At 67.7% G+C, this 26,438-nt stretch carries 24 protein-coding genes and 2 tRNA genes; 10 read left to right on the forward strand and 16 right to left on the reverse strand.

The genetic code is table 11. The features are described from left to right. Nucleotides 1-177: 177 nt before the first annotated feature. Complete coding sequence (gene recG / locus IEY68_RS04360; RefSeq protein WP_062995546.1) at nucleotides 178-2,445, reverse strand: ATP-dependent DNA helicase RecG; 2,268 nt, start codon at nucleotides 2,443-2,445, stop codon at nucleotides 178-180. A 48-nt stretch (nucleotides 2,446-2,493) separates the two neighbouring features. Further along, entirely contained in the window at nucleotides 2,494-4,209 is a 1,716-nt protein-coding gene (fakA, locus tag IEY68_RS04365; RefSeq protein WP_062995639.1) for a DAK2 domain-containing protein, read from the reverse strand. A 353-nt stretch (nucleotides 4,210-4,562) separates the two neighbouring features. Here fakA and rpmB point away from each other — a divergent pair, with 353 nt between their 5' ends. The 3 genes from rpmB (at nucleotide 4,563) to IEY68_RS04380 (ending at nucleotide 6,211) form a co-directional block, all read left to right on the forward strand. Further along, on the forward strand, nucleotides 4,563-4,754 hold the full coding sequence (rpmB, locus tag IEY68_RS04370; RefSeq protein WP_011210730.1) for a 50S ribosomal protein L28: 192 nt from the start codon (nucleotides 4,563-4,565) through the stop codon (nucleotides 4,752-4,754). Between the two features lie 194 nt (nucleotides 4,755-4,948). Continuing rightward, nucleotides 4,949-5,386: a GNAT family N-acetyltransferase gene (locus IEY68_RS04375; RefSeq protein WP_063916164.1), complete on the forward strand. Its 438-nt coding sequence runs from the start codon at nucleotides 4,949-4,951 to the stop codon at nucleotides 5,384-5,386. Nucleotides 5,387-5,425: 39 nt separating this feature from the next. After that, nucleotides 5,426-6,211, forward strand: coding sequence for an enoyl-CoA hydratase/isomerase family protein (locus IEY68_RS04380; protein WP_062995548.1), 786 nt, complete (start codon nucleotides 5,426-5,428; stop codon nucleotides 6,209-6,211). A 199-nt stretch (nucleotides 6,212-6,410) separates the two neighbouring features. On the opposite strand, the gene IEY68_RS04385 is transcribed toward IEY68_RS04380, so the two are convergent. The 4 genes from IEY68_RS04385 to IEY68_RS04400 are packed head-to-tail and all read right to left on the reverse strand — an operon-like array spanning nucleotide 6,411 to nucleotide 9,298. After that, nucleotides 6,411-7,274, reverse strand: a complete 864-nt coding sequence (locus tag IEY68_RS04385; protein WP_062995644.1) for an alpha/beta fold hydrolase — start codon at nucleotides 7,272-7,274, stop codon at nucleotides 6,411-6,413. Nucleotides 7,275-7,324: 50 nt separating this feature from the next. Next, a complete protein-coding gene (locus tag IEY68_RS04390; protein ID WP_062995550.1) occupies nucleotides 7,325-7,564 on the reverse strand; it encodes a hypothetical protein in 240 nt (79 codons plus the stop codon). A 37-nt stretch (nucleotides 7,565-7,601) separates the two neighbouring features. Further along, nucleotides 7,602-8,285, reverse strand: a complete 684-nt coding sequence (locus IEY68_RS04395) for a uracil-DNA glycosylase (RefSeq protein ID WP_062995552.1) — start codon at nucleotides 8,283-8,285, stop codon at nucleotides 7,602-7,604. 11 nt (nucleotides 8,286-8,296) lie between these two features. Then, nucleotides 8,297-9,298, reverse strand: coding sequence for a thiamine-phosphate kinase (locus IEY68_RS04400; protein ID WP_268241618.1), 1,002 nt, complete (start codon nucleotides 9,296-9,298; stop codon nucleotides 8,297-8,299). A 248-nt stretch (nucleotides 9,299-9,546) separates the two neighbouring features. On the opposite strand from IEY68_RS04400, the gene IEY68_RS04405 reads away from it, so the two are divergent. Next, nucleotides 9,547-10,131, forward strand: coding sequence for a DUF3515 domain-containing protein (locus IEY68_RS04405; protein WP_062995556.1), 585 nt, complete (start codon nucleotides 9,547-9,549; stop codon nucleotides 10,129-10,131). 4 nt (nucleotides 10,132-10,135) lie between these two features. Here IEY68_RS04405 and IEY68_RS04410 read toward each other — a convergent pair whose 3' ends face one another. Both IEY68_RS04410 and IEY68_RS04415 read right to left on the reverse strand, forming a co-directional pair. Continuing rightward, nucleotides 10,136-11,251 (reverse strand): D-alanine--D-alanine ligase family protein, encoded by a 1,116-nt coding sequence (locus tag IEY68_RS04410; protein ID WP_062995558.1) that lies wholly within the window; start codon nucleotides 11,249-11,251, stop codon nucleotides 10,136-10,138. Nucleotides 11,252-11,307: 56 nt separating this feature from the next. Beyond that, nucleotides 11,308-12,303, reverse strand: a complete 996-nt coding sequence (locus IEY68_RS04415; protein WP_062995560.1) for an NAD(P)H-dependent glycerol-3-phosphate dehydrogenase — start codon at nucleotides 12,301-12,303, stop codon at nucleotides 11,308-11,310. Between the two features lie 30 nt (nucleotides 12,304-12,333). Between IEY68_RS04415 and cofC the strand changes: the two genes are divergently transcribed. The 3 genes from cofC (at nucleotide 12,334) to IEY68_RS04430 (ending at nucleotide 16,308) form a co-directional block, all read left to right on the forward strand. Beyond that, entirely contained in the window at nucleotides 12,334-13,020 is a 687-nt protein-coding gene (gene cofC / locus IEY68_RS04420) for a 2-phospho-L-lactate guanylyltransferase (RefSeq protein ID WP_062995562.1), read from the forward strand. A 136-nt stretch (nucleotides 13,021-13,156) separates the two neighbouring features. Then, nucleotides 13,157-15,346, forward strand: coding sequence for an RNA degradosome polyphosphate kinase (locus IEY68_RS04425; RefSeq protein WP_189094025.1), 2,190 nt, complete (start codon nucleotides 13,157-13,159; stop codon nucleotides 15,344-15,346). Continuing rightward, nucleotides 15,343-16,308, forward strand: coding sequence for an NUDIX hydrolase (locus IEY68_RS04430; protein WP_062995564.1), 966 nt, complete (start codon nucleotides 15,343-15,345; stop codon nucleotides 16,306-16,308). Before IEY68_RS04425 ends, IEY68_RS04430 begins: the two co-directional genes overlap by 4 nt. 298 nt (nucleotides 16,309-16,606) lie before the next feature. Here the strand turns inward: IEY68_RS04430 and IEY68_RS04435 are convergent, their stop codons facing one another. The 3 genes from IEY68_RS04435 to leuC form a co-directional block, all read right to left on the reverse strand. After that, nucleotides 16,607-17,254, reverse strand: a complete 648-nt coding sequence (locus tag IEY68_RS04435; RefSeq protein ID WP_062995566.1) for an HU family DNA-binding protein — start codon at nucleotides 17,252-17,254, stop codon at nucleotides 16,607-16,609. 156 nt (nucleotides 17,255-17,410) lie between these two features. Next, nucleotides 17,411-18,019: a 3-isopropylmalate dehydratase small subunit gene (gene leuD, locus IEY68_RS04440; RefSeq protein ID WP_062995568.1), complete on the reverse strand. Its 609-nt coding sequence runs from the start codon at nucleotides 18,017-18,019 to the stop codon at nucleotides 17,411-17,413. A gap of 48 nt (nucleotides 18,020-18,067) precedes the next feature. Continuing rightward, the gene (leuC, locus tag IEY68_RS04445) at nucleotides 18,068-19,483 is read right to left on the reverse strand and encodes a 3-isopropylmalate dehydratase large subunit (protein WP_062995570.1); all 1,416 of its coding nucleotides are present in this window, start codon (nucleotides 19,481-19,483) and stop codon (nucleotides 18,068-18,070) included. A gap of 145 nt (nucleotides 19,484-19,628) precedes the next feature. On the opposite strand from leuC, the gene IEY68_RS04450 reads away from it, so the two are divergent. Together IEY68_RS04450 and IEY68_RS04455 are read left to right on the forward strand one after the other, a co-directional pair. Further along, nucleotides 19,629-20,330 (forward strand): IclR family transcriptional regulator, encoded by a 702-nt coding sequence (locus IEY68_RS04450; RefSeq protein ID WP_062995572.1) that lies wholly within the window; start codon nucleotides 19,629-19,631, stop codon nucleotides 20,328-20,330. 34 nt (nucleotides 20,331-20,364) lie between these two features. Beyond that, nucleotides 20,365-20,892, forward strand: a complete 528-nt coding sequence (locus tag IEY68_RS04455) for a pyridoxamine 5'-phosphate oxidase family protein (protein WP_062995574.1) — start codon at nucleotides 20,365-20,367, stop codon at nucleotides 20,890-20,892. Between the two features lie 617 nt (nucleotides 20,893-21,509). Here IEY68_RS04455 and IEY68_RS04460 read toward each other — a convergent pair. The 4 genes from IEY68_RS04460 to IEY68_RS04475 form a co-directional block, all read right to left on the reverse strand. Continuing rightward, a tRNA-Glu gene (locus IEY68_RS04460) sits at nucleotides 21,510-21,582 on the reverse strand. A gap of 149 nt (nucleotides 21,583-21,731) precedes the next feature. Then, nucleotides 21,732-21,803 (reverse strand) — tRNA-Gln (locus IEY68_RS04465). 220 nt (nucleotides 21,804-22,023) lie between these two features. Further along, the gene (gene gltX, locus IEY68_RS04470) at nucleotides 22,024-23,499 is read right to left on the reverse strand and encodes a glutamate--tRNA ligase (protein WP_062995576.1); all 1,476 of its coding nucleotides are present in this window, start codon (nucleotides 23,497-23,499) and stop codon (nucleotides 22,024-22,026) included. Between the two features lie 13 nt (nucleotides 23,500-23,512). Further along, on the reverse strand, nucleotides 23,513-24,274 hold the full coding sequence (locus IEY68_RS04475) for a fumarylacetoacetate hydrolase family protein (RefSeq protein WP_062995578.1): 762 nt from the start codon (nucleotides 24,272-24,274) through the stop codon (nucleotides 23,513-23,515). Between the two features lie 186 nt (nucleotides 24,275-24,460). Here IEY68_RS04475 and IEY68_RS04480 point away from each other — a divergent pair, with 186 nt between their 5' ends. Beyond that, nucleotides 24,461-25,678 (forward strand): MFS transporter, encoded by a 1,218-nt coding sequence (locus IEY68_RS04480; protein WP_189094026.1) that lies wholly within the window; start codon nucleotides 24,461-24,463, stop codon nucleotides 25,676-25,678. Nucleotides 25,679-25,730: 52 nt separating this feature from the next. Here IEY68_RS04480 and IEY68_RS04485 read toward each other — a convergent pair whose 3' ends face one another. Further along, nucleotides 25,731-26,333, reverse strand: coding sequence for a Uma2 family endonuclease (locus IEY68_RS04485; protein ID WP_229718588.1), 603 nt, complete (start codon nucleotides 26,331-26,333; stop codon nucleotides 25,731-25,733). Nucleotides 26,334-26,438: the final 105 nt, after the last annotated feature.

Consider the following 26,438-nt stretch of genomic DNA (forward strand, 5'->3'; position numbering starts at 1 on the left):
TCCATGACACCCGACCCCTTTCCCCTCGGCGATACCGTTGCCAGGTTTGACGCCGAGCATCCCGGTACGGTTCCCGCGAGATCACGACTCTGCAGACCGCGCCGCGGCGGATAACGGCCGCTCGATCCGCAGCCTGCGGCGCCGCCGGCCTCGAACTCGTACGGTAGGACCGGTCGATCAGGATTTGGCCAGGTATTCCAGACGTTCGGAATCGACGGCGGCGTGCATCATCGCCGCCAGGCCCGGGTGCCGGGACAGCCCGGGATCCGCTTCCACCAGCGCCCGTGCCAATTCCTGGGCCGCGGTGATGACCTCGAGATCATCGAGCAACGAGAGCAGTCGCAGGGACCGGGTGGTTCCCGACTGCGCCGCGCCGAGCACATCACCCTCCCGCCGCTGGCGCAGATCGAGCACCGAGAGCTCGAAACCGTCGGTGGTGGCGGCGACAGCCTCCAGCCTGGTCATCGCCGGACCACCGGGCGCGGCGTCGGTGACGAGCAGGCACAACCCGGCATGCGCACCACGGCCGATCCGGCCCCGCAGCTGATGCAGCTGACTCACTCCGAACCGGTCGGCGTCCACGATCACCATCACGGTGGCGTTCGGTACGTCCACACCGACCTCGACCACCGTCGTGCAGACCAGTACATCGATATCGCCGGCATTGAAGTCGCGCATCACCTGGTCTTTTTCATCCGACGGCAGCCGCCCGTGCAGCAGTCCGATCCGCAATTGTGCCAGCGGTCCGGTGCGCAATCGTTCGAAGACGTCGACCACGGCCTGGGTGGACGGGGGCTCCTTGCCCGTATCGGCGGCCTTGCCACCCCGCCCCCGGGCGGGACCGTCCTCGTCGTCGCCGATCCGCGAGCACACGACGTAGGCCTGCCGGCCCGCACCGACCTCCTCGGTGATCCGCTCCCAGGCCCGGTCCACCCAGTTGGGATGCACCCGGCGCGGCACCACCTTCGACTGGATCGGTGAACGTCCCCGGGGTAGTTCGGTGAGCGTCGAAGTCTCCAGGTCGCCGAGGGTGGTCATCGCGATGGTGCGCGGAATCGGGGTCGCGGTCATCACCAGCAGATGGGGTGAGAAACCCGTCTTGGCCTTGGCGCGCAGGGCATCGCGCTGCTCCACCCCGAACCGATGCTGTTCGTCCACGATCACCAGGCCCAGATCGAAGAATTCGACCGCGTCCTGGATCAACGCGTGGGTGCCGATCACGATCCCGGCTTCCCCGGTGACCGCGGCCAGCAATGCCGCGCGCTTGGTGGCCGTCGGCATGGAACCTGTCACCAATGTCACCTGTGTCGCGGTATCGGCCGCGCCGAGTTCCCCGGCCTGCCCGAGATCGCCGAGCATCGCGCACAGCGACCGATAGTGCTGGGCGGCGAGTACTTCGGTGGGCGCGAGCAGCGCGCACTGCTGACCCGCGTCGATCACCTGGAGCATCGCGTCCAGCGCGACGATGGTCTTACCCGACCCCACCTCGCCCTGCAGCAGCCGGTGCATGGGCTGCTCCCGGGACAGATCATCGGAGATCTCACCGATGACCCGGCGCTGGCCCTCGGTGAGTTCGAACGGCAGTCGTTCGCCGAAGGCGGCGACGATCCCATCGCCGCGGCGCGGACAGGCCCGGGCCGTCCGGCCCGATACCTCGTGCCGGCGTTCGGCCAGCACCAGTTGCAGCGCCAGCGCCTCGTCGAAACGCAATCGCTGCCGGGCCCGCTCGATATCGGAGGTGTGCTCGGGCAGGTGGATCAGCCGTAGCGCATCACCCACCGGCATCAGCTCCCGCTCCTCGCGCACGTCCGCGGGCAGCGGATCCGCGAGTGGATCGAGCTGATCGAGGATCTGCCGGACACAGGCCAGGATCTCCCAGCTCTGCACCTTCGCCGTCGCCGGATACACCGGGATGAACTCGCGATCGAAGAAGGACATATCCACCCCGCCCGCGCCCTTCGCGCTCTGCGCGATACCGCGCAGATCACCCCCGCCACGCACCGTGGTGAGGGTGGGCTCGTCGTCGTCGGACTCCGGCAGGATCAGATATCCCGGGTGGCTCAGATTCCACTGGCCGGGCCGCCAATAGTTGACCGTGCCCGACATCATGGCCCGGACACCCTGCCGGATAACGTATTTCACCTTGTCACCGTTGAAGAACGTGACATCCACGCCGCGCCCGCCGCCGGTATCGAGAACCACCTTCAGCAGCGACCCCCGCCGCTGCCGCATCGGCCGCAGATCGGCCTTGGTGACCCGTCCGATCACGGTGATGTGCGCACCGTCCTCCGGCGCATCCTCGGTGAGCGGCTGGCCCTGGGTGGCGTAACGCAGCGGATAGTGGCGCAGCAGATCTTCCACAGTGTCCATATCGAACGCGTCCGCCAGCGAGGCGGCGGCTTTCGCGCCGAGCAGATGGTCGAGCCGGTCGCTCAGTGTCGCCATCGCGCTCCTCCTGTCACCACTGCCCGCCGGAGCGGGTCCCGCGGATACTCATTCCACACCGATCTGTATCAGGTCGCCCTGCTGGCCTCCGGAATACACCGTCGCCTCGACACCGGGGAATTCGTCACCGATATGCTCCGCGAGATCGTCGGCGAGCCCGTCCGGGGCGCCCGCACCGACCAGCAGAGTCACCAATTCACCGCCCAGCCCGAGCATCCGGTCCAGCAGGGTCCGGGCCGCCGCGTGGGGATTCCGGTCGATCACCACCACATCGTGGCCCACCAAGCCGAGACCGTCGCCGGGCGCGCAGGTCCCGACCATGGTGAGCGCTCGTCCCCCGGCGCGCCGCAGCGCGCCCCAACGGGTGCTCGCGGCCGCTTCGGACATGGTGAAGGCATCGTCCACGGCGACCCGGGCCCGGTCGTGAACGGCCAGTGCCGCCAGCCCCTGGACCATACTGGCGCTCGGCAGCAACAGCACGTCGCGGCGGGCGTCTCGTGCCGCCGCACCGACAGCCACCAGTTCGTGTGCCGGCAGAGCCCCGTTGGGCAGCACCAGCACCTCGCGATACGGCAGCTGGCGGATGGCGGCGAGCAGCACCGCCGATTCCAGCGCGCGCTCCGCGTTCAGCACCACCGCGCCGCCCGCCTCGAAGAGTGCCGCCGCACCGGCCCCGGACGCGACCGCCAGGACCCCGCGGTCGGCTGGCTCCCGGGTCCGCCCGCTGATCTGCCGCGCGGCCCGGTCGTGCACCTGCCGGGTATCCGCCGCCTCGCACACTCCGGTGATCACGGCACTACCCGTTCGCGGGCCGCTGCGGCCGGGCGGCATGCTGTCTCCGTGTTCGGTGTCCTCGGTGAGATGCTCGATACGGATTCCGTCGAGGTCGCCCACAGCCAGCCCGGCCTCCACCGCCGCACCCGCGTCCGCGCAGTGCACATGGGCGGACCAGCCGCCCGCACCGTCGCCGGCCACCACCACCGAATCACCCAGGCCGGCCAACCGGGAACGTAATTCGGCGACGAGATCCTCGCGCGCCCCGGCGATCCGGTACATCACCTCGTAACGCTGCGCCGCTTCGCGCCGCCCCGAATGCTTCCGGGGGCCCGCGGCCCGATATTCCGCCCGGACCGGCGTCTCCCCGGTCACCACGGTGACCAACCCGTCCAGCAGCACCAGCAGCCCGCGCGCCCCGGCATCCACGACCCCGGCGTCCCGCAGCACTGCCAGCTGATCCCGGGTGTCCTCCAATGCCCGCGCCGCGGCATCCGCCCCGGCGCGCACCACTGGGGTCAGGCCGGGTTCCACGCATTCGCGCACCGCGGATCCCGCCCGGTCGAGCACCGTGAGAATGGTGCCCTCCACCGGATCGCTCAGACTTCCCCGCACCAGCGCGGCCGCCCGGACCAGCGCGACCCGATAGGTATGCGCGGTCAGCCCCTCCGCCACCGTCGCCTCCGCGATACCCCGCAGCACCTGAGACAGGATGATTCCGGAATTACCCCGCGCCCCGGCGGTCGCGCCCCGGGCCAGCGCCGCGGCGACCGGATGGGCGGGCAGCGGGTCAGCCGCCCCGGCGGCACCGTCACCGCCCGAGGGCGGGCGTTCGGCTTCCGCCACCGCGGCGCGCATGGTCGCCAGCAGGTTGGTCCCGGTATCGGAGTCCGGCACCGGGAACACATTGAGGGCATCGATCTCCGCGCGCCGCTGTTCCAGCGCGGCTACACAGATATGTCCCCAGGACAGAAGTTCGGCCCCGCCCAGCCCGCCCCGCGGGAAGCCGGTGGCCGGCGAACCGTCGCCGCTCACCTGCCGAGTTTCGGGCACCGCCACCTCGTCTCTCGTCGTCGCCACCGTCGAAAGCCAGGTTAGCGGCCGCTCCCGACACCGTGACCGGTGCCGGGCCGGTCTGCGCGGGTGGCGACTCACCCCGGTTTGGTGGATCGCAGCGGGTCGGGCTACGCTTGCGGGGTTGCCTAGCGCGGCCGTCTCAGGTCGGCGCTGTCCGATGGTCATCGAATCCGCCGATGCTCGTCGGCGGGCATGACGACATTGATCAGGATCGACCGCTGTACCGGTGGCAGGTCCCCCATGATGACATGAAGGAGTTCGCGACTATGGCTGCCGTCTGCGACGTCTGCGCCAAAGGCCCCGGCTTCGGTAAATCGGTCTCGCATTCGCACCGGCGCACCAACCGTCGCTGGAACCCGAATATCCAGACCGTACGGGCGCAGGTCGCCCCGGGTAACACCCGCCGGATGAACGTGTGCACCTCCTGCCTGAAGGCGGGCAAGGTGGTCCGCGGCTGATACCGGGTCACCGGTTTTCACCCGAGGACGCCCACAGCTCTTCGATAGGACCTCGCCCCGGCTTCGCACAGGAGCCGGGGCGAGGTCTTATCGCGTTTCGGAAGGAGCATCGGACGAGTACGCACGCCGACGAGCCGGTCAGCGCGGATACCTCCTGGCGGCTCGCCCCGCTGGACCCCACCCATGCGCGCGCCTTGGCCGCCTGCCATATCGCCTGCTGGCGCGAGGCGTATCGGGGGCTGGTTCCCGACCATGTCCTGGACGCCTTCGATCTCGACCATCGGGCCGCCAACTGGGAGCGGACCGCCCGGAAACACTCCGGGCGGATCGTGGTGGCGGAATCGGGCACCACCATCGCCGGATTCACCCACTACGGCCCGCCCCGCGACGAACCCGCGGTGGCCGAACGGGAACTCCAGGCCCTCTATATCCGCGCCGAGTGGTACGGCAGCGGCCTGGCCCGCGCCCTGATGGACGCGGTACTGGAACCGGACCGGTCGTGCTCGCTGTGGGTCTTCGAAGGCAACCCCCGGGCCCGCGCCTTCTACGCCAAATACGGTTTCGTCCCCGACGGCACCACCCGGGCCGAACGTTTCGCCACGGCCACCGAGATCCGTATGGTGCGGCGGTAGCCATATCGCCGGGTCACCGCGCCCAGTAATGTCGCGGCCATGAGCACCGAAGCCGAATACGTCCGCATCGACGACGGGGTCCTGGAGATCACCCTGTCCACCGCAGCCAAGGGCACCTCCCTGGATTTCGCCGGAGTCGCGGCGGGAACCGCCGCCCTGGCCGAACTCGGAGCGGATATCGGTGCCGTCCTGCTCACCGGGGCGGGTCCGAACTTCTGCGCGGGTGGCGATATTCGCGATTTCGCGGCGGCGCAGGACCGTTCCGCGCACCTGTACCAACTCGCCGACACCCTGCACATTTTCGTCCGGGCACTGGACAGCGCCCCGGTACCGGTCGTCGCCGCGGTCCACGGCTGGGCCGCGGGCGCCGGGATGAGCCTGGTCTGCGCCGCCGATATCGCGGTCGGCGGTCCCGGCACCCGGCTGCGTCCCGCGTATCCGGGGGTCGGACTGAGCCCCGACGGCGGTATGTCCTGGACACTGCCGCGACTCGTGGGCGCGGCCAAGGCCCGCGAGATCCTGCTGACCGACGCGGTGCTCGACGCCGCGGAAGCCCAGCGCCTCGGGATCCTGGCCCGGCTCACCGAGAACGACGAAGCGGTCCTCGACAACGCCCGCGCACTGGCACGCACGCTGGCACGCGGGCCACGCGCCAGCTACACCTCCATCCGCGCCCTGCTCAGCCGTTCGGCCACCGCGACCCTCGGTGAGCAACTGGACGCCGAACGCGATGCGATCGGCGCGGCCGCCGGCAGCCCGACCGGCCGCGAAGGTGTGGACGCGTTCCTCGCCAAACGCGCCCCGGACTATTCCGGCCTGAACTGACGGACCTCAGCGCCGGTCGGCGCGGTATCCACCGTCGCGCCGACCGACGCCCCGGATCGGGGGTCCGGAGGACCAGCGCAATACGCGCTCGGCTGTCGAGGACCCGGCGGCGAGGGTCGGACGGCGAACCTGGACCACCGGAGCACATCCGGATACGAGGTCTGATCGGCGATGTCCCGGATGATCTCCCGCGGCCGGCTCAGCGGGAGCGTATGACGAACCCCGCGACCGCCTCGGTGAAGGAATCGTTGTCGTCGCCGGCGGCGGTATGGGCCGCGTTACCGATCTCCACGAGCTCCGCGTGCGGGACCAGCTCCATGAATTCGGCGGCGCCCTCGGCACTCACCACATCCGATTGCAGCCCCCGCACCAGCAGTACCGGAATATCGAGTGCGCGGGCCGCACCGTCGAGGGTGCGAGCCATGTCATCGGGGTCGGCGGACTTGTCGCCGAGAATGCCCGGATCCCAATGCCAGTACCAGCGACCGTCGCGTTTACGCAGATTGCGCAGCAGTCCGGCGTTGGATTCGGGTCGTGGCCGGTGCGGGAGATAGTCCGCGACGGCGTCCGCGGCTTCGTCGAGGGTGGCGAACCCGTCCGGGTTCTTGCTCAGGAAGGTGAGCACACGGTTGACGCCTTCGGGTTCGGGCCGGGTGACGATATCCACCAGGACCAGTGCGGAGATGCCGTCGCCGCCGGGCGCGGCAGTAGCCAGCAGCCCGGTGATCCCGCCCATGCTGGCGCCGACCACGACCGCGGGGCCACCGCCCAGCTGCTCCAATACCGCGAGTACATCGCCGACCATGGCCTCGTAGCGATAATCGCGATCGAAGGCCCACTGGCTGTCACCGTGTCCGCGTGCGTCCATTGTGACCGCCCGGATTCCGCTCGCACCGAGTTGGGCACCGGTCTGCTTCCAGGAGTGCCGGGTCTGGCCGCCACCGTGCAGAAACAGCACGGCCGGGCCGTCCGGCGGGCCGTACTGGTCCGCAACGAGCTCGATCCCGCCCGCGCCGCGTAACCGCAGCTGGACGGGATCGAGCAGATTGTTCGCATTACTCACGATTTTCAGCATCGCAAATATGCGGGCGTTACGCCGTACGAACGGACAAATCAGCAGTCCAGGTCCATGGCGCTCAGAGTCCGCTGGAAGAGGCAGGCGCCCTTGGCGTTCACCGAGGCGGAGATGGTCGACGAACCGGTCGAGGTGAAATCCTCGGCGATAGGGCCCGCGGGCTCGGTCACCGGGCGAGCCGGTTCCAGCGTCAGCGGGGCCGCTCCGGCCGTCGCCCCGGCAGCGCCCGACAGGGCGGCGCCCAGCGCGAGCGTGGCGGTGATGCCGCGCAGTTTCATGATGTCTCCTCTATCTTGTTTCTCGTTGGACGCCTGCTCACGGCAGGCGCCAGTCCACCGGCTCGGCGCCGAGTTCGTCCAGCAGTTCGTTGACCCGGGAGAACGGACGCGAGCCGAAAAATCCTCGCGATGCCGACAGCGGTGACGGATGCGCGGATTCGATACTGGGCACCTCCGCCGCGGCAAGTGCCGGTTTCAGCGATGCCGCGTCCCGGCCCCACAGCACCGCCACCAACGGCGCGTCGCGCGCCACCAGGGCAGCGATCGCCTGCTCGGTGACCTTCTCCCAGCCCTTGCCGCGATGGGAGGCCGGGGTGCCCGGAGTCACCGTCAGCACCCGGTTCAGCATCAGTACACCCTGGCGCGACCAGGGGCTCAGATCCCCGCAACTCGGTGTGGGATGGCCGAGATCCTTGGTGTATTCGGCGAAGATATTGGCGAGACTGCGAGGTACCGGCGAAACATCGGGCGCCACCGAGAAGCTCAGTCCCATGGGGTGCCCGGGAGTCGGGTAGGGGTCCTGACCGACGATCAGCACCCGGACGGCCTCGAACGGCTCCTGGAAGGCACGCAGCACGTTCTCTCCGGCGGGGAGATACCCCCGGCCCGCGGCGTTCTCTTCACGCAGGAATTCGCCCATCTCCGCAATACGGCCGGCGACCGGATCCAGTGCTTTCGCCCAGCCCGGATCTATGATTTCCACGAGTGGTTTCGTGCCCATGACCGCACAACCTATCGTGAGTGGTCCGGTTTCGCCGAGTCCGTCCCGGAGAACGCTTCCCAGCCCTGCGGACCGCTGTATCGCACACCGTCGACAGTCACCCCCCGACCAGCCTCGATACCGCCGATGACGGTCCATCCCGGCGGCGGAACCGAACCGGGCGGCCAGACCCCGGCGAACACATGATCCTCGCCACCGGTCAGGATCCATTGCCGCGCATCGGCTTCCAGTGAACCGGCCAATTCCTCCAGAGCGGTATCCCGCAGCACCGCCGAACGCACATCGATAGCCACGCCGGAAGACTCGGACAGATGCCCGAGATCGGCGAGCAGTCCATCGGAGATATCGGTGAGCGCCACCGGCGGGTGATCACCGGCCATGGCGGTACGTACGAGGTCGTAAGGGGGTCGCGGGGCACGATGCGCGGCGACCGCAGTATCCGCGCCCGGGTAGGACTCCATCGAGTGCCCGCCCGCGAGCACGGCGTAACCGGCCGCCGACCGGCCCGGACGCCCGGCGATCGCGAGGATTCCGCCCGCCCGCGCGCCGGACCGGGTCACCGGTTGTTCGCCCAGCGGATCACCGAAGGCCGTCACCGAGATCACCAGATGCGGGCTGCGCACGATATCCCCGCCCGCGATCGAACCCCCTGCCCGCGCCGCCTCCGACCAGAGCCCGTCCGCGAACGCGGTGACGAAATCCACCGGAGTCCGTTCCGGTACCCCGAGACCCACCACGTAGCCGACCGGTTCGGCGCCCATCGCGTAGATATCGGCGGCGTTCTGCGCGATCGCCTTGCGGCCGATATCCGCGGGACCCGACCAGTCCAGCCGGAAATGCCGGTCCTCGATCAACATATCCGTGCTCACCACATAGCGACCACGCACGGCAGCCAGCACCGCGGCGTCGTCGCCGGGGCCCAACTGTACGGCGGGTCCTTGTTCGCGGCCCGCGTTGATCCGTGCGATGAGCGCGAATTCACCGAGGTCGCGCACTGTCGGTCCGGTACTGATCGTGGGACCTTCCTCACTCGCTACTGCCGCCGGCGGGGTCGGCCGCCGCCTCGGGAGTCCGGATCGCGGCCCGCGCCGGCCGACGCGACGACTGCCTGCCGTACCCCGGGCTCCGCGGATCCCCGATCCCACACGCCCGGCCGGTACTCCGGCACTCCCCGCACGACGGTACCCTGTGCCCGGTGACCAGGCGCGGCGGCCGGGCCTCGCGTCGCGGTACCGCCGCACTGACGAAAGGACCGCCGAGGATGCCGGAGCCATCGCCGGACCAGGACACCGACGGCACCGACGCCGAGCACACCGGATATCCGGCCGCGCTGATCGCGACCGCGGTGGCGCTGCCGATCGCACTGCTGATCGGTGTGGTGGTCGCGGCGGTGATCGCCCTGCGCACCCCGGTCGAACGCGAACCACTGGCGCTGGGTCCGATCCCGGCACCCGCGGCGGACGGTCCCGCCTGCTCCGACCTGCTCCCCGCACTGCCCGCCGACCTCGGCGACTACACCCGCTCGACCCTGGTCGAACCCGCACCCGCGGCGACGACAGCGTGGCAGTTACCCGACGGCGGCGAGCCGATCGTGCTGCGCTGCGGCCTCGACCGGCCGCTGGAATTCAACCGGGCATCCCCGTTACAGGTGGTCAACGGTGTGCAGTGGTTCGAGGTCCGCGACGACGCGGCCGCCACGGCCACCTGGTTCGTGGTGGACCGCGAAACCTATATCGCCCTCACGGTTCCCGACGGGTCCGGGCCGACGCCCCTGCAGACGATATCGGACACCGTCACCGCACAGTTGCCGGTACGGCCGCTCGATCCGGGCGAACTCCCGAACTGAGCTGTCAGCGCAGACCGGTACCGCGCGCCAGCGCCGTTTCCACCAGCGTGGTCAGCAGTTCCCCGTAGCCGATACCGGTCTCGCCCCACATCCGGGGATACATCGAGATCGGTGTGAAACCGGGCATGGTGTTGATCTCGTTGATCACCGGACCGTCCTCGGTCACGAAGAAATCGACCCGGGCCAGGCCCTGGCAGTCCAGCGCGCGAAAGGCACGAACCGCGATCGCCCGGACCTCGTCGGAGATGTCGTCGTCGAGTTTGGCCGGCACATCGAATTCGCAGACATCGTCGAGGTATTTGGTGTCGAAATCGTAGAAGGCGGGACCGGGTTCCTCACCGGCGTCGGCATCGGCCAGATCCTCGGGCATCCTGATCTCGGCGAGCACACTGGCTTCCACCCGGCCGTCCGGAAACTCCAGCACACCGCATTCGACCTCGCGGCCCACGATCCCGGCTTCCACGATCACCTTCGGATCGTGGACGCGCGCCGCGGCGACGGCAGCGTCGAGATCGGCCCAGTCGGTGACCTTGGTGATCCCGATCGACGAACCGCCGCGGGCGGGTTTCACGAAGACCGGCAACCCCAGCCGCTCACGCTCCGCGGGCGCCACAGTGGCGGTACCCGGCCGCAACACCACCTGCACACCGACCGGCAATCCGTCGGCGGCGAGCAGTTTCTTGGTGAACTCCTTGTCCATACCGGCCGCGCTCGCCAGCACCCCCGGCCCCACGTAAGGGATCCCGGCCAGTTCGAGCATGCCCTGCACGGTGCCGTCCTCGCCGAACGCTCCGTGCAGTACCGGGAACACCACATCGATGGCATCGAGCCCGGTGTGCGGATCGTCGAGGACGACCAATTTCGCGGCCCGGCTCGGATCCGCGGCCAGGATCAGTTCCGGGCCGCCGCCGGTGACCGAGGGCAGGGTACGGTCGTGCCTGCTGAGTTCGGCGGCGTCGCCACCGGCCAGCATCCAGGTGCCCTCCGGGGTGATCCCGATCGGCACCGCCTCGAAACGCGCCGGATCGAGGTTCCGCAGCACCGCACCCGCCGAGACACACGACACCGTGTGCTCGTTGCTGCGTCCGCCGAAGACTACGGCCACCCTGATCCGGTTCATGTCCGAACCGTACCCTGCCGGGGCCCCCGTCAACCGTGCCGGAGGCGCCGGTGCGGCTATTCGGGTTTTATCCGGCGGCCCAGCAGCTTCTCCAGCGCCGATTGCACCGGCAGACCTTCGTGACATACCTGGTGTACGGCCTCGGTGAGCGGCATCTCCACCTGCTCCGCCGCCGCCAGCGCGCGCACCGATGTGCACGATTTCACCCCTTCGGCGACCTGGCCGTGCGTGGCCTCCTGCGCCGCCTGCATGGACCCGCCGCTACCGAGAACCTGTCCGAACGACCGGTTCCGCGAGAGCGGCGAGGTACAGGTCGCGATCAGATCCCCGATACCGGCCAGCCCGGCCAGTGTCACGGGTTCGGCGCCCAGCGCCACACCGAGGCGGATGATCTCCGCCAGTCCGCGGGTCATCAGTCCGGCGAGAGAATTGTCGCCGAAACCCATTCCCGAAGCGATCCCGCAGGCCAGAGCGATGACGTTCTTACAGGCGCCGCCGAGTTCGCAGCCGATCACATCGGTGTTGGTGTAGGGCCGGAAGTACCCGGTGACGCAGGCCCGCTGTACCGCGGCGGCCCGTTCGGCGTCGGTACAGCCGATCACCGTGGCCGCGGGCTGCCCGGCGGCGATCTCCTTGGCCAGATTGGGACCCGACAGCACCGCGATACGCTCCGGCGCGGCACCACTGACCTCCGCGATCACTTCGCTCATCCGCAGCAGCGTGCCGGTCTCGATCCCTTTGGCCAGGCTCAACAGTGTGGCGTCCGGGCCGATCGACGGTGACCAGACCAACAGATTCGACCGCAGCGATTGCGACGGCACCGCGAGGACCACGATATCCGCGCCGTCCAGCGCCCGCGCGTAGTCGTCGGTGGCCGCGACCGGCGGCAACTGCACCCCGGGCAGGTAGTAGGGGTTGCGGTGATCGGTGGCCAACGCCTCGGCGACCTCGGGCCGGCGGGCCCAGATCGTCACCTCGGTTCCCGCGTCCGCCAACACCTTCCCGAACGCCGTGCCCCACGATCCCGCGCCCAGTACCGCCGCCCTCGTCATCAGCCCAATATGCCATGACAGGATGGGTCCATGTGCCCGCACACCGTGCACGCCGTGATCGCGGTGAAAACCCTGGAAAGTGCCAAGAGCCGGCTGGCCGGAGTCCTGGCCCCGCCGCAGCGATCCCGGTTGGTGCTGGCCATGCTGACCGATACCGTGCGCGCGGCCACGGCGGCCCCGGAGATCGCCTCGATCACGGTGGTCACCCCTGATCCCGCGGTATCACGCGCAGCCCGCGCGCTCGGTGCCGCCGTCCACCCCGAACCCCGGGGCCTCACCACCGACCTCGACGGTCTCAACACAGCCCTGTCCGCTGCCGCGGCCACCCTGCGGGCCCGGTACGGCGAGGTGGGTCTGCTGGCATTGCAGGCCGATCTGCCGGCCCTGCGCACCGCGGAGTTGTCCGCGGTCCTGGCGGCCGCGCCCGCCGGCACCCGTGCGTTCGTCGCCGACCACGCCGGTACCGGTACCGCCGCGCTGCTGGCTCCGGCCGGGACGGCGCTACGGCCCCGGTTCGGACGGGATTCGGCACACCGTCACCGGGACGACGGTGCGGTCCTGTTACATGGGGACTGGCCGGGGTTACGCCACGATGTCGATACGGCCGACGATCTGGCGGCGGCGCAGGCACTGGGGGCGGGCCCCGTTACCGCCGCACTGCTGGACGAACTCGGCTGGCCACATCACATGCGGGAAGCCGTCACCCAGGTGTGCTGAGCGCGCTCCCCGTTCGCTGGCGCCGCGTGCGCGGTCGGTGAACGGTCTCCGTCCAGCTGCCGATGAGGGGCCACTACCACGTGAACGCGAGATAACAGTCATCTACGGCACATGCACGGTGACCGTTCGGTAGGGAATGATCGTAGGCGTGAGCGATACGGAAACCATCAAGCAGCAGCAGGTGCTCCCGACCCCGCCTCCGGCCGCCACCCAGATACCGGCAGACGGGAACACACCACGTTTGCCGGCCGATCGCTACTTGAACCGGGAGTTGAGCTGGCTCGATTTCAACGCCCGCGTCCTGGCCCTGGCCGAGGACAGTTCGCTGCCGTTGCTGGAACGCGCCAAATTCCTGGCGATTTTCGCCTCGAACCTCGACGAGTTCTATATGGTCCGCGTCGCCGGTCTCAAACGCCGCGCCGAAACGGGGCTTTCGGTGCGCTCCGCCGACGGCCGCTCGCCCAACGAACAACTCGCGCTCATCGCGGCCCGCAGTCAGGATCTCGCGGTCCGCCACGCCGAAGTCTTCCTCACCGAAGTGCTGCCCGCGCTCACCGAAGAGGGTATCGAGATCATCGACTGGGCCGATCTCGCCGATGCGGAACGGGAACGACTGTCGGCGCATTTCCAGGACCAGGTCTTTCCCGTATTGACCCCGTTGGCCGTGGATCCGGCCCATCCTTTCCCCTATATCAGCGGCCTGAGCCTGAATCTCGCGGTAACCGTGCAGGACGAGACCACCGGCGGCGAACATTTCGCGCGGGTGAAGGTCCCCGACAATGTGGACCGTTTCGTCCGGGTACGCCGGCCAGGACCCAGCGGCGGCGGCATCGCCGCTTTCCTGCCGATGGAAGCGCTCATCGCGGCACATCTGGAGCATTTGTTCCCCGGCATGACCGTGGTGGAGCACCATTCGTTCCGGATCACCCGTAACGCCGATTTCGAGGTCGACGAGGACCGCGACGAGGATCTGCTGCAGGCGCTGGAGCGCGAACTCGCGCGCCGCCGCTTCGGTTCCCCGGTCCGGCTCGAGGTCTCCGACGATATGACCGAGCATATGCTCGATCTGCTGCTGCGCGAGCTCGAGGTCGACCCCGCCGATGTCATCCAGGTCCCCGGCCTGCTGGACCTGTCCTGCCTGTGGCAGGTGTACGGGGTGGACCGCCCGAACCTCAAGGACGCGCCCTACGTTCCCGCGACCCCGCCGGCGTTCGGCGAACGCGAGACGCCGCGCAATGTGTTCCAGGCGCTGCGCGAGGGCGATGTGCTGGTGCACCACCCCTATGATTCGTTCTCCACCAGCGTGCAGCGCTTCATCGAACAGGCCGCCGCCGACCCGCAAGTGCTGGCCATCAAACAGACCCTGTACCGGACCTCCGGCGATTCTCCCATTGTGAACGCGCTCATCGACGCCGCCGAGGCGGGCAAACAGGTGGTGGCGCTGGTGGAGATCAAAGCGCGCTTCGACGAGCAGGCCAACATCAAATGGGCCCGCACCCTGGAACAGGCGGGCGTGCATGTGGTCTACGGCCTGGTCGGGCTGAAAACCCATTGCAAGACCTGCCTGGTGGTGCGCCGGGAGGGTTCGACCATCCGCCGCTACTGCCATATCGGCACCGGCAACTACAACCCCAAAACCGCGCGCCTGTACGAGGACGTCGGATTGCTCACCGCGGCACCCGAAATAGGCGCCGACCTCACCGACCTGTTCAATTCGCTCACCGGCTACTCCCGTAAATCCGATTACCGCAATCTGCTGGTGGCTCCGAACGGTATCCGCGCCGGGATCGTCGCCCGGATCGAACGGGAGATCGAACTGGCCCGAACAGGTGCCGAGGCCGGGATCCGGTTGAAGGCCAACGCGCTGGTCGACGAGCAGATCATCGACGCGCTCTACCGTGCCTCCCAGGCCGGGGTGCCGGTACAGATCGTGGTGCGCAGTATCTGCGGGCTGCGCGCGGGCGTCCCCGGGATGAGCGAGAACATCGAGGTGCGGTCGATTCTGGGCCGCGTCCTGGAGCATTCGCGGCTCCTCAACTTCCGGGCACAGGACGAGTTCTGGATCGGCAGCGCCGATATGATGCACCGCAACCTGGATCGCCGGGTGGAGGTCATGGCCCAGGTGAAGGATCCGAGACTCTGCGAACGCCTCGACGAGATCTTGGAATCGGCGCTGCACCCGATGACACGCTGCTGGGTCCTGGACCCCGACGGCAACTGGAAATCCAGTCCCGACGGGGCGGGTACCGGTCCCGACGGTGACGGGATCGCGGTTCGCGACCATCAGGTGGCGCTCATGCGACTACGCCGCCCGGATCAGCAGTGAACGGCACACACACCCGACCGTCCTATCCGGATCCCCGGACACCACCCAATATTCTCGCCGCCGGGACCGTGTTGTGGCGGCAGGCACCCGGTTCCGTGGGCGGCGTGGAGATCGCCGTGATCCGGCGCCCCAAATATCAGGACTGGTCGCTGCCCAAGGGCAAACTCGACCCCGGTGAGTCCCCGGTGCTGGCGGCTTTCCGGGAAACCGAGGAGGAGACCGGGCTGCGGCCCCGGCTGGGCCGCTACCTCGGCAAGGTGACCTATCCGATCACCGGGCACCGCAAGATGAAACGGGTCGACTATTGGGCCGCCGAGGTCGTCGACGGGGAATTCAGCGCCAACAGCGAGGTAGACGAACTCGTCTGGTGTCCGCTGAACACGGTGATGTCGGAGCTGTCGTATCCGATGGACCGGCAGATCGTGCGGGCGTTCACCCGGTTACCGGCCGCGACCCACACTCTGTTGCTGGTGCGGCACGCCAAGGCCGGACGGCGCGACCGGTACAAGGGCCCCGACGAAGAACGCCCGCTGGAATTGGCCGGCTACCGGCAGTCGCTGGCGTTGGTACCGAATCTGCTGGCGTTCGGCGCGCAGGAGATCTATTCGGCCGAACCGTTGCGCTGTGTGCAGACGGTGGCGCCCCTGGCCGAGGAACTCGGCGTCGGAGTGGAGATCGAACCGCTGCTGGGCGATATCGGCTACGCCGCCGATCCCGACAAAGCGCGAGACCGGATCCGGTCACTGGTCTCCGCGCAGCGGGTCCGGGTGCTGTGCAGCCAGGGTGACACCATTCCGGATCTCGTCCGCTGGTGGACCGAACAGGACGGGATGCGGTTGTCGCCCGCGCGGACCCGTAAGGGATCGGTCTGGGTGTTGTCGTTCTCGGGCGACCGACTGGTGGCCGCCGATCATCTCGACCGATCGCTGTCGGTCGATACCGCGCCCGCCGTCACCGCGTAGCACCGCGGCCGGCCGGGCGGCCGGTGATAAAGACGGTTACGCCCCCGGGGATCGCCCGGGGGCTTGTCCGTCCGGCGTTCCGGTTGTGTGAGTCGCGAGTAGCCGAGCCGTGGCACGTCCCGGTTTCGCGTCTCCGAGAACCGTTCGCGTTGTCTCTAGCCGTCCGCGGGTGCTGGCTCGCACCCGGGATCCGGTGGGGTCGAACAGTGCGGCGGTGCCACACGAGCGGGCCGGGCACATGGGATCCGGTGGGATCCGCGCTGAAATCGATGCGCTGCCGGCACGCCTGGCCCGCGGGTCAGCGAGCCCTTTTGGCGGTCTTCTTGGCCGGAGTCCGCTTCGCGGCGGCCGTCTTCTTCACTGTGGCCTTGGCGGCCGTGGTCTTCTTGGCCGGGGCCTTCTTGGCGGCGGTGGCCTTGGTGGCCTTGGCGGTGGTCTTCTTCGCCACCGTCTTGCGAGCCGCGGTCTTGGTGGCCGCCTTCTTGGCGGCGCTGCTCTTGGCCGGCGCCTTGGTGGCCGTCTTACGTGCCGTTGATTTGGCGGGCGCCTTCGTGGCGGTCTTCTTGGCGGCGGCTTTCTTCGCCGTTGTCTTCTTCGCTGTGGATTTCTTGGCCGCCACAGGAGCATTGACACCGCGTTTCACCGCGGGGCCGGTTGCCGCGAGCTTCTGTTTACCGGCGATAACCGCCTTGAACTGGGCGCCGGGCCGGAACGCCGGCACCGAAGTGGGCTTCACCTTGACGGTTTCCCCGGTACGCGGATTCCGCGCGACCCGAGCTGCCCGCTTACGCTGTTCGAACACACCGAATCCGGTGATGGTGACGCTCTGCCCTTTGTGTACCGCGCGCACGATCGTGTCGACCACGTGCTCGACTGCCGCGGTGGCCGTGCGCCTGTCAGTACCCAACTTTTCGGTCAGAACGTCGATCAGTTCCGCCTTGTTCATTGAATCCTCCGCAGACTAATGGCCCGTCGTCGGACCGACTAGGTACCACGGTAAACCCACAATGGGCAAGAGTCTATGTGCCACGCCAAAATTCATGTGGTCTAGCACACGCACAGCTACCACGACATCTGGGCGGCCTCTAAGAGGCCGAGAACATTACGCCCGCGAAATAGGTTCCGGCAGGGTCTTTGGTTTCCAAGCCGGCCTTGTCTTTTCGAACTCGGTGATCACATCGCTACGCCGCAGCGTCAGGCCGATGTCATCCAAACCTTCCAACAGGCGCCACCTGGTGTAGTCGTCAATATCGAACGGCAACACGATGGTTCCCGCGGTCACCGTGCGCGCCCCGAGGTCCACAACCAATTCCAGTCCGGGCTGTTCCTCGAGCAACTTCCAGAGCATTTCGACATCATTCTGTGACATTCGCGCAGCCAGTAGACCGCCCTTGCCTGCATTACCGCGGAAGATGTCGGCGAAACGTGAAGAGATAACTACCCGAAAGCCATAGTCCATGAGCGCCCATACAGCGTGCTCACGGGAAGATCCGGTACCGAAATCCGGCCCGGCCACCAGGACCGTGCCCTGCTTGTACGGTTCGGTGTTCAGAATGAAGTCCTGTTCGCCGCGCCACGCGGCGAACAGGCCGTCTTCGAATCCCGTACGAGTGACGCGCTTCAGATAGACGGCCGGGATGATCTGGTCGGTGTCGACATTGGACCGGCGCAGCGGAACGCCGATCCCCTTGTGCGCGGTGAAGGCTTCCATCGCATTTCTCCTGTGTCAGCTATAAGTGAGTTTCGATATAAGACGGGCTCAGTTCAGGTCCGCGGGCGCCGAGAGCGTGCCCCGTACCGCGGTCGCGGCGGCCACCAGCGGCGACACCAGGTGGGTCCGGCCGCCTTTGCCCTGCCGGCCCTCGAAGTTCCGGTTCGAGGTGGAGGCGCAGCGCTGGCCCGGCTCGAGCTGATCGGGGTTCATCCCCAGGCACATCGAGCAGCCGGCCTGGCGCCATTCCGCTCCGGCCGCGGTGAAGATCTCGCCGAGTCCCTCGGTCTCGGCCTGTTCCCGCACCCGCATCGAGCCCGGTACCACCAGCATTCGCACACCCGCGGCGACCTTGCGACCCTTCAGGACCCCGGCCACGGCCCGCAAGTCCTCGATCCGGCCATTGGTGCAGGATCCGACGAAAACGGTGTCCACGGTGACGTCGCGCAGCGGCATACCCGGGGTCAAATCCATATAGCGCAGCGCCTTCTCCGCGGACTCGCGCGCGGACTCGTCGGCGATCTGGGCGGGGTCCGGGACGTTCGCACCCAGCGGCAGGCCCTGGCCGGGGTTGGTGCCCCAGGTGACGAACGGAGTCAGCACGCTCGCGTCGATATGCACCTCCCGGTCGAAAACCGCGTCCTCGTCGGTCTTCAGCGCCTCCCAGGCCTCGACCGCGGCGTCCCATTCCGCGCCCCGCGGAGCGTGGGGGCGGCCTTTCAGGAACTCGTAGGTGGTTTCGTCCGGTGCGATCATTCCGGCCCGGGCGCCGGCTTCGATGGACATATTGCAGACTGTCATCCGCGCTTCCATCGACATATTGCGAATGGCGGCACCGCGATACTCGAGTACATAGCCCTGCCCACCACCGGTGCCGATTTCGGCGATAACCGCGAGAATGAGATCTTTACTGGTGACTCCCGGTGGCAGCGCACCGTCCACGGTGATGGCCATTGTCTTGAACGGCTGCAGCGAAAGAGTCTGGGTGGCCAGCACATGCTCGACCTCGCTGGTGCCGATTCCCATGGCCAGCGCGCCGAAGGCGCCATGGGTGGAGGTGTGGCTGTCACCGCAGACCACAGTCGTACCCGGCTGGGTCAGCCCCAGCTGCGGTCCGACGACGTGGACGATGCCCTGCTCACGGTCGCCCATCGGGTGCAGCCGCACACCGAATTCCGCACAGTTGCGGCGCAGGGTTTCCACCTGGGTGCGGGAGACCGGGTCCGCGATGGGTTTATCGATATCGACGGTCGGGACATTGTGGTCCTCGGTCGCGATGGTGAGATCGGGGCGGCGCACCGGACGGCCGGCGGCCCGCAGACCGTCGAAGGCCTGGGGACTGGTCACCTCGTGCACCAGATGCAGATCGATGTAGATCAGATCGGGTTCGCGCGCCTCGCCCTCACCCTCGCCGCGGGCGACGACGTGCTGTTCCCATACCTTCTCGGCCAGCGTACGTGGCATTGTTGCGATCACCTCTCGGGCTGGGTATCGATGCCGAGCCTGCCCGGCATCGATACGCGCTAGCTGGAATCATGCGACCCCGTCCTGGACGCCACCTGGGCTGTTCGCAATGGCATCTCAGAATGCAGGACGCTAATATCGTTCTATGAGACAGCATAGCGGTATCGGCGTCCTGGACAAAGCGGTGGCAGTGTTGTATGCGGTCGCCGAGCAGCCGTGTGGTCTCAACGAACTGTGCGAGCGCACCGGCCTGCCCCGGGCAACGGCGCACCGCCTCGCCGTCGGCCTGGAAACCCATCGCCTGCTGGCCCGCGACGGCAACGGCGCCTGGCGCCCCGGCCCCGCCCTCGCCGAACTCGCCACCGGCGCCGCCGACCCGCTGCTCGAGGCCGCGGGCTCGATTCTGCCCCGGCTGCGCGAGATCACCGGCGAGAGTGTGCAGCTGTACTGCCGTGAGGGCAACGAACGTATCTGCGTCGCCGCCCTCGAACCCCCCGCCGGGCTCCGCGACACCGTCCCCATCGGTTCCCGCCTGCCGCTGACCGCGGGATCCGCGGCCAAGGTACTGCTGGCCTGGGCCGATCCCGAACTGCAGCGCACCGTGCTGGGCGAGGCGATGTTCACCGACCGCACCCTCACCGAGGTCCGCAAACGCGGCTGGGCGCAGAGCGCCGGCGAACGCGCGGCCGGGGTCGCGAGCGTCTCGGCGCCGGTCCGCGACCAGCAGGGCGCGGTGGTCGCCGCGGTCTCCGTATCCGGCCCCATCGACCGGATGGGCCGCCGCCCCGGGGCCCGCTGGGCAGCGGATCTGGTCGCCGCCGCCGATGCCCTGCACCGCCGACTCTGAGCGGCGGGCAGATGCCGTCACTTATGGTGACCTGATGGGAGTGAACCAACGGTCACAGATCGTGATGACCGATACCGAGATCACCGATTTCCTCACCCGCAGCCGCGTCGCCACCCTGGCGTCCCTCGGGGCGGACGGAAAACCACACCTCACCGCCATGTGGTACGCGCTGATCACCGATCCGGGGCGGCCCGACGCGATCCCCGAGCTGTGGTTCGAGACCAAGGGCAAATCCCAGAAGGCCGTCAACCTGCGCCGCAACCCCACGGTCACCTGCATGGTCGAGGCCGGGAAAACCTACGACACGCTGCGCGGAGTCTCCCTGGAGGGCCACGCCGAGATCATCGACGACCCCGAGAAACTGTTCGCCGTCGGAGTCAGCGTCTGGGAGCGCTACACCGGCCCCTACACCGACGATATGCGCGAATACGTCGAGGGCATGCTCAACAAGCGGGTGGCGGTCCGTATCGTCCCCGACCGTATCCGCAGCTGGGACCACCGCAAACTGGGCCTCCCCGCCATGCCACTGGGCGGGTCCACCGCCAACGCCCTGGAAGACTGATCACCCCCGGGTGCTGTCCGTCGACAGCACCCGGAACTCGCCCCCACCTCCGAAAGCCACCTCTGACCGGCCGCCACCGACCCGGATCCGGGCGACGATCCTGTGCTGAAACTCGTCCGGCGGCCGAAGTGATGCGGAGTTTCGCCCAGCCGCGAGCCCGGCGGGCGGCCGACACGATCTGCGACCGGTACCAGGAAGGTGATCCTGCTCACCGAGCCGAAATGGTCCGGTCGCTGCGCACCCGCGGGGTTTCAGGGCCGCGAACCGCGTATCGCCCTCGCGAACAACCAGACCCCGCCAGGGGTTCCGGGGCAACCCCGGCGTTCGGCAGTTCACCCGCGCCGACGTGTTCGGCCGAGATGACGGCGCCCTGGACCATCAGTTCGATTCCCGCCTACCCTCGCGTACACGCCGGGGCTCCAGGGGCGCAAGCCCCGGCAAAACCTCCGAAGGTACTCAGTTCGTGAAGGGCCCAGGGGCGCAGCCCCGGCACCGGACTGTTTCCGGTCCGCAGAGGGTGTCCAGGGGGGCGCCGAGCCCGCCTGGACGGGATGCGGGGGCGCGCCCCCGGAAACAGCAAAGGCTCATGCTCCATGAGCATGAGCCTGTCAGCTGAGTAGCCCCGACGGGATTTGAACCCGCGCTACCGCCTTGAGAGGGCGGCGTCCTAGGCCGCTAGACGACGGGGCCAGGACTTGTGATCAACTCCTGGCTGGAGTGGATCGTGGATCTCTCGATCCGAAGCTCGATCAGCGTAACCGACCGGGCGGTGGCGACCAAATCGCCTGGAAAACTCGTTCCGTACCGCATCTGGACGATGAAGCTGAGAGCGATCTCCGCTGGGGTACCAGGACTCGAACCTAGAATGGCTGAACCAGAATCAGCTGTGTTGCCAATTACACCATACCCCAATGACCTGGGCTTTCGGCTTCACCGCTGGCTGCGGAGGCACCGTCGTTCCGGCCGAGAAAGAGAGTACCAAACTGCTCGGGGGAAACTACAAATCGGCTGGTCACGCGGCCACATCAAGTGGGTAACGGTCGCTGCGGAGCCACGGACCGGGCGTTCACGCGGCGGCGGAAGCCGAGACCGCCCCCGGCAGCACCGCGGACGGCCTCGTACCCCCGAACCTCATTCGGCCGGCGGCGCCCATTCGCGGCCCGCGCGCAGTCGCTGCACGGTGAGCTCGCGGCCCAGCAGTTCCATCGATTCGTAGAGCGGCGGGCTGATATGGGATCCGGTGACCGAAACCCGCACCGGCGCGAATGCCTTGCGTGGTTTCAATTCCATTCCGTCGATGAGCGCGACTTTCAGTGCGTTCTCGATCTCGGGCGCGGTCCAGGCGGGCAGCGGTTCGAGTGCGGAAATTGCGGCGTCCAATACCGGGACGGCGTCGGATCCCAAATTCTTCTTACCCGCGGCGGGGTCGATGGTGAACTCGTCCGCAGGTGCGAAGAGGAATCGCAACAGACCCCATGCGTCGTCGAGGACGACAATACGTGTCTGCACCAGATCCGCGGCCACGGCGAAAATCTTTTCGTCCGTTCCGCTACCTATATATCCGTGCTGTATGAAAAATGCGCGCAACCGTCCGGCAAAATCGGCCGGCTCCAGCAAACGGATGTGTTCGGCATTGATCGCATCGGCCTTCTTCTGGTCGAAGCGGGCCGGGTTCGAATTCACTTTCGATACATCGAAGGCCGCCACCATCTCGTCCATGGAGAACACATCGTGGTCGTCGGCGATGCTCCAGCCGAGTAGCGCGAGGTAATTGAGGAGCCCCTCGGGAATGAATCCGCGTTCGCGGTGCAGGAAGAGATCGGCCTCCGGGTCGCGCTTGGACAGCTTCTTGTTGCCCTGACCCATCACGAACGGCAGGTGGCCGAATTCGGGAGTGAAATCGGCGACCCCGATACGCCGCAGCGCGGCGTAGAGCGCGAGCTGCCGCGGTGTAGACGAGAGCAGATCTTCACCGCGCAGTACATGGGTTATCCGCATGGTCGCGTCGTCGACCGGGTTGACCAGCGTATAGAGCGGATCGCCGGTACCGCGGGTGAGCGCGTAGTCCGGAACGGAGCCGGCTTTGAACGTGGTTTCGCCGCGCACCAGATCGTGCCAGGTGATATCGGTATCGGGCATTCGCAGTCGCACCACCGGCCCCCGGCCGGCCGCCTTGTATTCCTCGATCTGCTCCGTGGTGAGGTCGCGGTCGAAATTGTCGTAACCGAGTTTCGGGTCACGTCCGGCCGACTTGTGACGCGCCTCGACTTCCTCTGGCGTGGAAAAGGATTCGTACGCCTCACCGGCGTCGATGAGCTTTTGCACCACGTCACGGTGGATTTCGCGTCGCTGCGACTGCCGGTAGGGCGCATAGGGCCCACCGATTTCCGGCCCCTCGTCCCAATCGAGTCCGAGCCAGCGCAGCGCATCCAACAGTGCCTGATAGGACTCTTCGGAATCCCTTGCGGCATCCGTGTCTTCGATACGGAAGACGAAGGTGCCCCCGTGATGGCGGGCGTAGGCCCAGTTGAACAGCGCCGTGCGGATGAGCCCGACATGCGGTGTCCCGGTGGGTGACGGGCAGAAACGGACCCGTACGTTTGTCATGTCTCTCTTTCGTTCAGCGTTTTGCGGCAACAGGATTGGTCAGCGTACCGATTCCGGCGACGGTCACCGACACAGTTTGACCATCTTTCATGGGACCGACGCCCTCGGGAGTTCCGGTGAGGATCACGTCACCGGGAAGCAGGGTCATCACGCGAGTGACCCATTCGATGATTTCCGGGATATCATGCAGCAGTAGCGATGTGGTACTGCGCTGGCGTACTTCGCCGTCGAGTTCGGTGGTTATCTCGAGATCCGCCGGATCGAGTTCGGTCTCGATCCACGGGCCCAGCGGGCAGAAGGTGTCGTAGCCCTTGGCCCGGGTCCACTGACCGTCCTGGGCCTGCTGGTCGCGGGCGGTCACATCGTTGGCGACGGTATAGCCCAGGATGACATCCTTGGCACGGGCGGCGGGTACATCTTTGCAGGGCCGCCCGATGACCACCGCGAGCTCGCCCTCGTAATCGACGCGGGAGGAGCTGGGCGGCACGATGATCGGGATATCGGGGCCGATGATGGAGGTGTTCGGTTTCAGGAAGATCACCGGTTCGGCCGGCGCCTCACCGCCCATTTCCGCAGCGTGGGACGCATAGTTCTTCCCGACGCAGACCACCTTGCTGGCCAGGATCGGAGCGAGCAGACGGATATCGGGCAGCGACCAACTGCGGCCGGTGAACGTCGGGGTGCCGAACGGATGTTCGGCGATTTCCTTTGCGGTCTCGCCTTCGATGGCGACGAACGCGACCCCGTCGGGGCTGGCAACTCGACCTAGACGCATGACCGAAGTCTATCCAGCCGGGTCCACCAGCCCGAATGCACCCGACCGGTCGGTCCGGCGGGCGGTGAGAACCGCGGCACCACTTGCGGGCGCCCGGGCCCCGAGGTGTACGGTGACCGACGTAGGTTCATAGATTGAGAATTTATTCTCATATACTGAGATGCTTTCGTTCCGAAATGGGGAACCATGGCGCACAGCTCACCGACGGCCGTCCCGATCGCCGCACCCGGCGCACAGATATCCCCCGCCCACCGCTGGCTCATGCTCGCCTTCGGTGTCTTCGCCCAGACCACCAGCGCGATCTTCGTCCACGGCGTGCCGTTCCTGCTTCCCGCGCTCACCGCCGGCGGTATGTCGCTGCCGACCGCCGGTCTGCTCGTCGCCATGCCCACCATCGGCCTGTGCTGCACCCTGATCGCCTGGGGCTACCTGGTCGACCGGGTCGGCGAACGCATCGCCCTGGTCGCCGGACCGCTGATCATGTGCGCGGCCGGGGCAGCCGCCGCCTTCACAACCAGCTATCCGGCGCTCGGAGTGCTGTTGTTCCTCGGCGGAGTCGGCGCCGCCAGCACCAACGGCGCCAGCGGCCGGGTGATCGTCGGCTGGTTCCCACCCGACCGGCGCGGCTTGGCCATGGGGATCCGCCAAACCGGCCAGCCCCTCGGTGTCGGTATCGCGGCGATGTCCATTCCGCTGGTCGCGGACCGATTCGGAGTCGCACCGGCACTGACCGTGCCCGCGATCCTGGCCGGACTGGCCGCGGTGTGCTGCCTGCTGGGGATCGTCGACCCGCCCCGCCCCGCGCGGGCACAGTCCTCCGGCGCCAATCCCTACCGGGGCAGCAGCACGCTGTGGCGCATCCACGGGGTCTCGATCCTGCTGGTCGTCCCCCAGGCGACCGTCTGGACCTTCGCCCTGCTCTGGCTGCACCGCGACCTGGGCTGGTCTCTGGCGGGTGCCGGCGCGCTGGTCACCGGTACTCAGATCCTGGGCGCGCTCGGCCGGATCGGCGCGGGCGCCTGGTCGGATCGGGTCGGCAGCCGGATGGTCCCGCTGCGCCAGGTCGCGGTCGCCGCGGTCGCCACGATGGCACTGCTGGGACTCACCTCGTGGACGCATTGGTGGTGGGCCGCGGTCCCACTGCTCGTGGTCGCCTCGGTGGTCACGGTCTCCGACAACGGGTTGGCCTTCACCGCCATCGCCGAACGCGCGGGGCCGTTCTGGAGCGGCCGTGGTCTCGGTATCCAGAACACCGGCCAGAATTTGACGGTCGCCGCGGTGCCGCCGGTATTCGGAGCGCTCATCACCGCGACCGGTTTCCCCGCCGTCTATCTCGCAGCGGCGGCCCTGGCCGCCGTAGCGATCCCACTCGTCCCGGTGGCGTCGGAGAAACCCCTGGAGTAGGTGACCACATCGGTTGTTGATCCGGGGGGCGACCGGCCCTCGGATCAACCGGTCAGATCTCGATCAGGACCGCGGGATCGAATTCCACCCGAATCGTCTTATCCGCCTCGATTTCGGCAGTGAACTGTTGTCCCTCGGCGGCCGTGGGCTCCCACCGGTAGGTGGCACCGTCCAGAATTCCGCGATGGATCCGGACCTTCGGCTGATGCTCGATGATCCAATACTGCGGTACGCCCAGTTCAGCGTATTCGCGCACCTTCCGAACGCGGTCGGTGCGCTCGCTGCCACTGCCCGGAGATACCACCTCTACCACCAGCAGCAGGTCGATCCCCGGAATCAGCTTCGGGGACTCATCGGCGATCACCGAGCGCGCGACGTCATAGGGAACCAGTGCGATATCGGGTTTACGTACCCCGGCCGGGGTGCTGATCTCCCATTCCCCACCGTCACACACGATTACAGCGGCATCGCCGAGCATTCCCTCGATCTTGCGGGCAAGCGTGCGCGCAATCCAGTTGTGCCGAGCCCCCGCTGCCACCTCGACCAACCACCCGTCTTCCAGTTCGAAACCCTTACCGTCCTCCGGCAGGTCGTACAGATCCAGCACCGTGTACGGGCCGAAACCGGCATCACTGGTGGCGTGCCACGCGGTCATGCTGCCCTCCAAGTGCTCGGGCCGTCCATCGGGGATACGCCCAGGTACCCCCGATGGTATCGGACCTGCGACCCCATTCCGCTCGCGAGAATACGGGCCGTCGAG

Origin of the sequence: Nocardia jinanensis (genome assembly GCF_014645735.1) — a bacterium.
In the GTDB taxonomy this organism is placed as follows: Bacteria; Actinomycetota; Actinomycetes; order Mycobacteriales; family Mycobacteriaceae; genus Nocardia; species Nocardia jinanensis.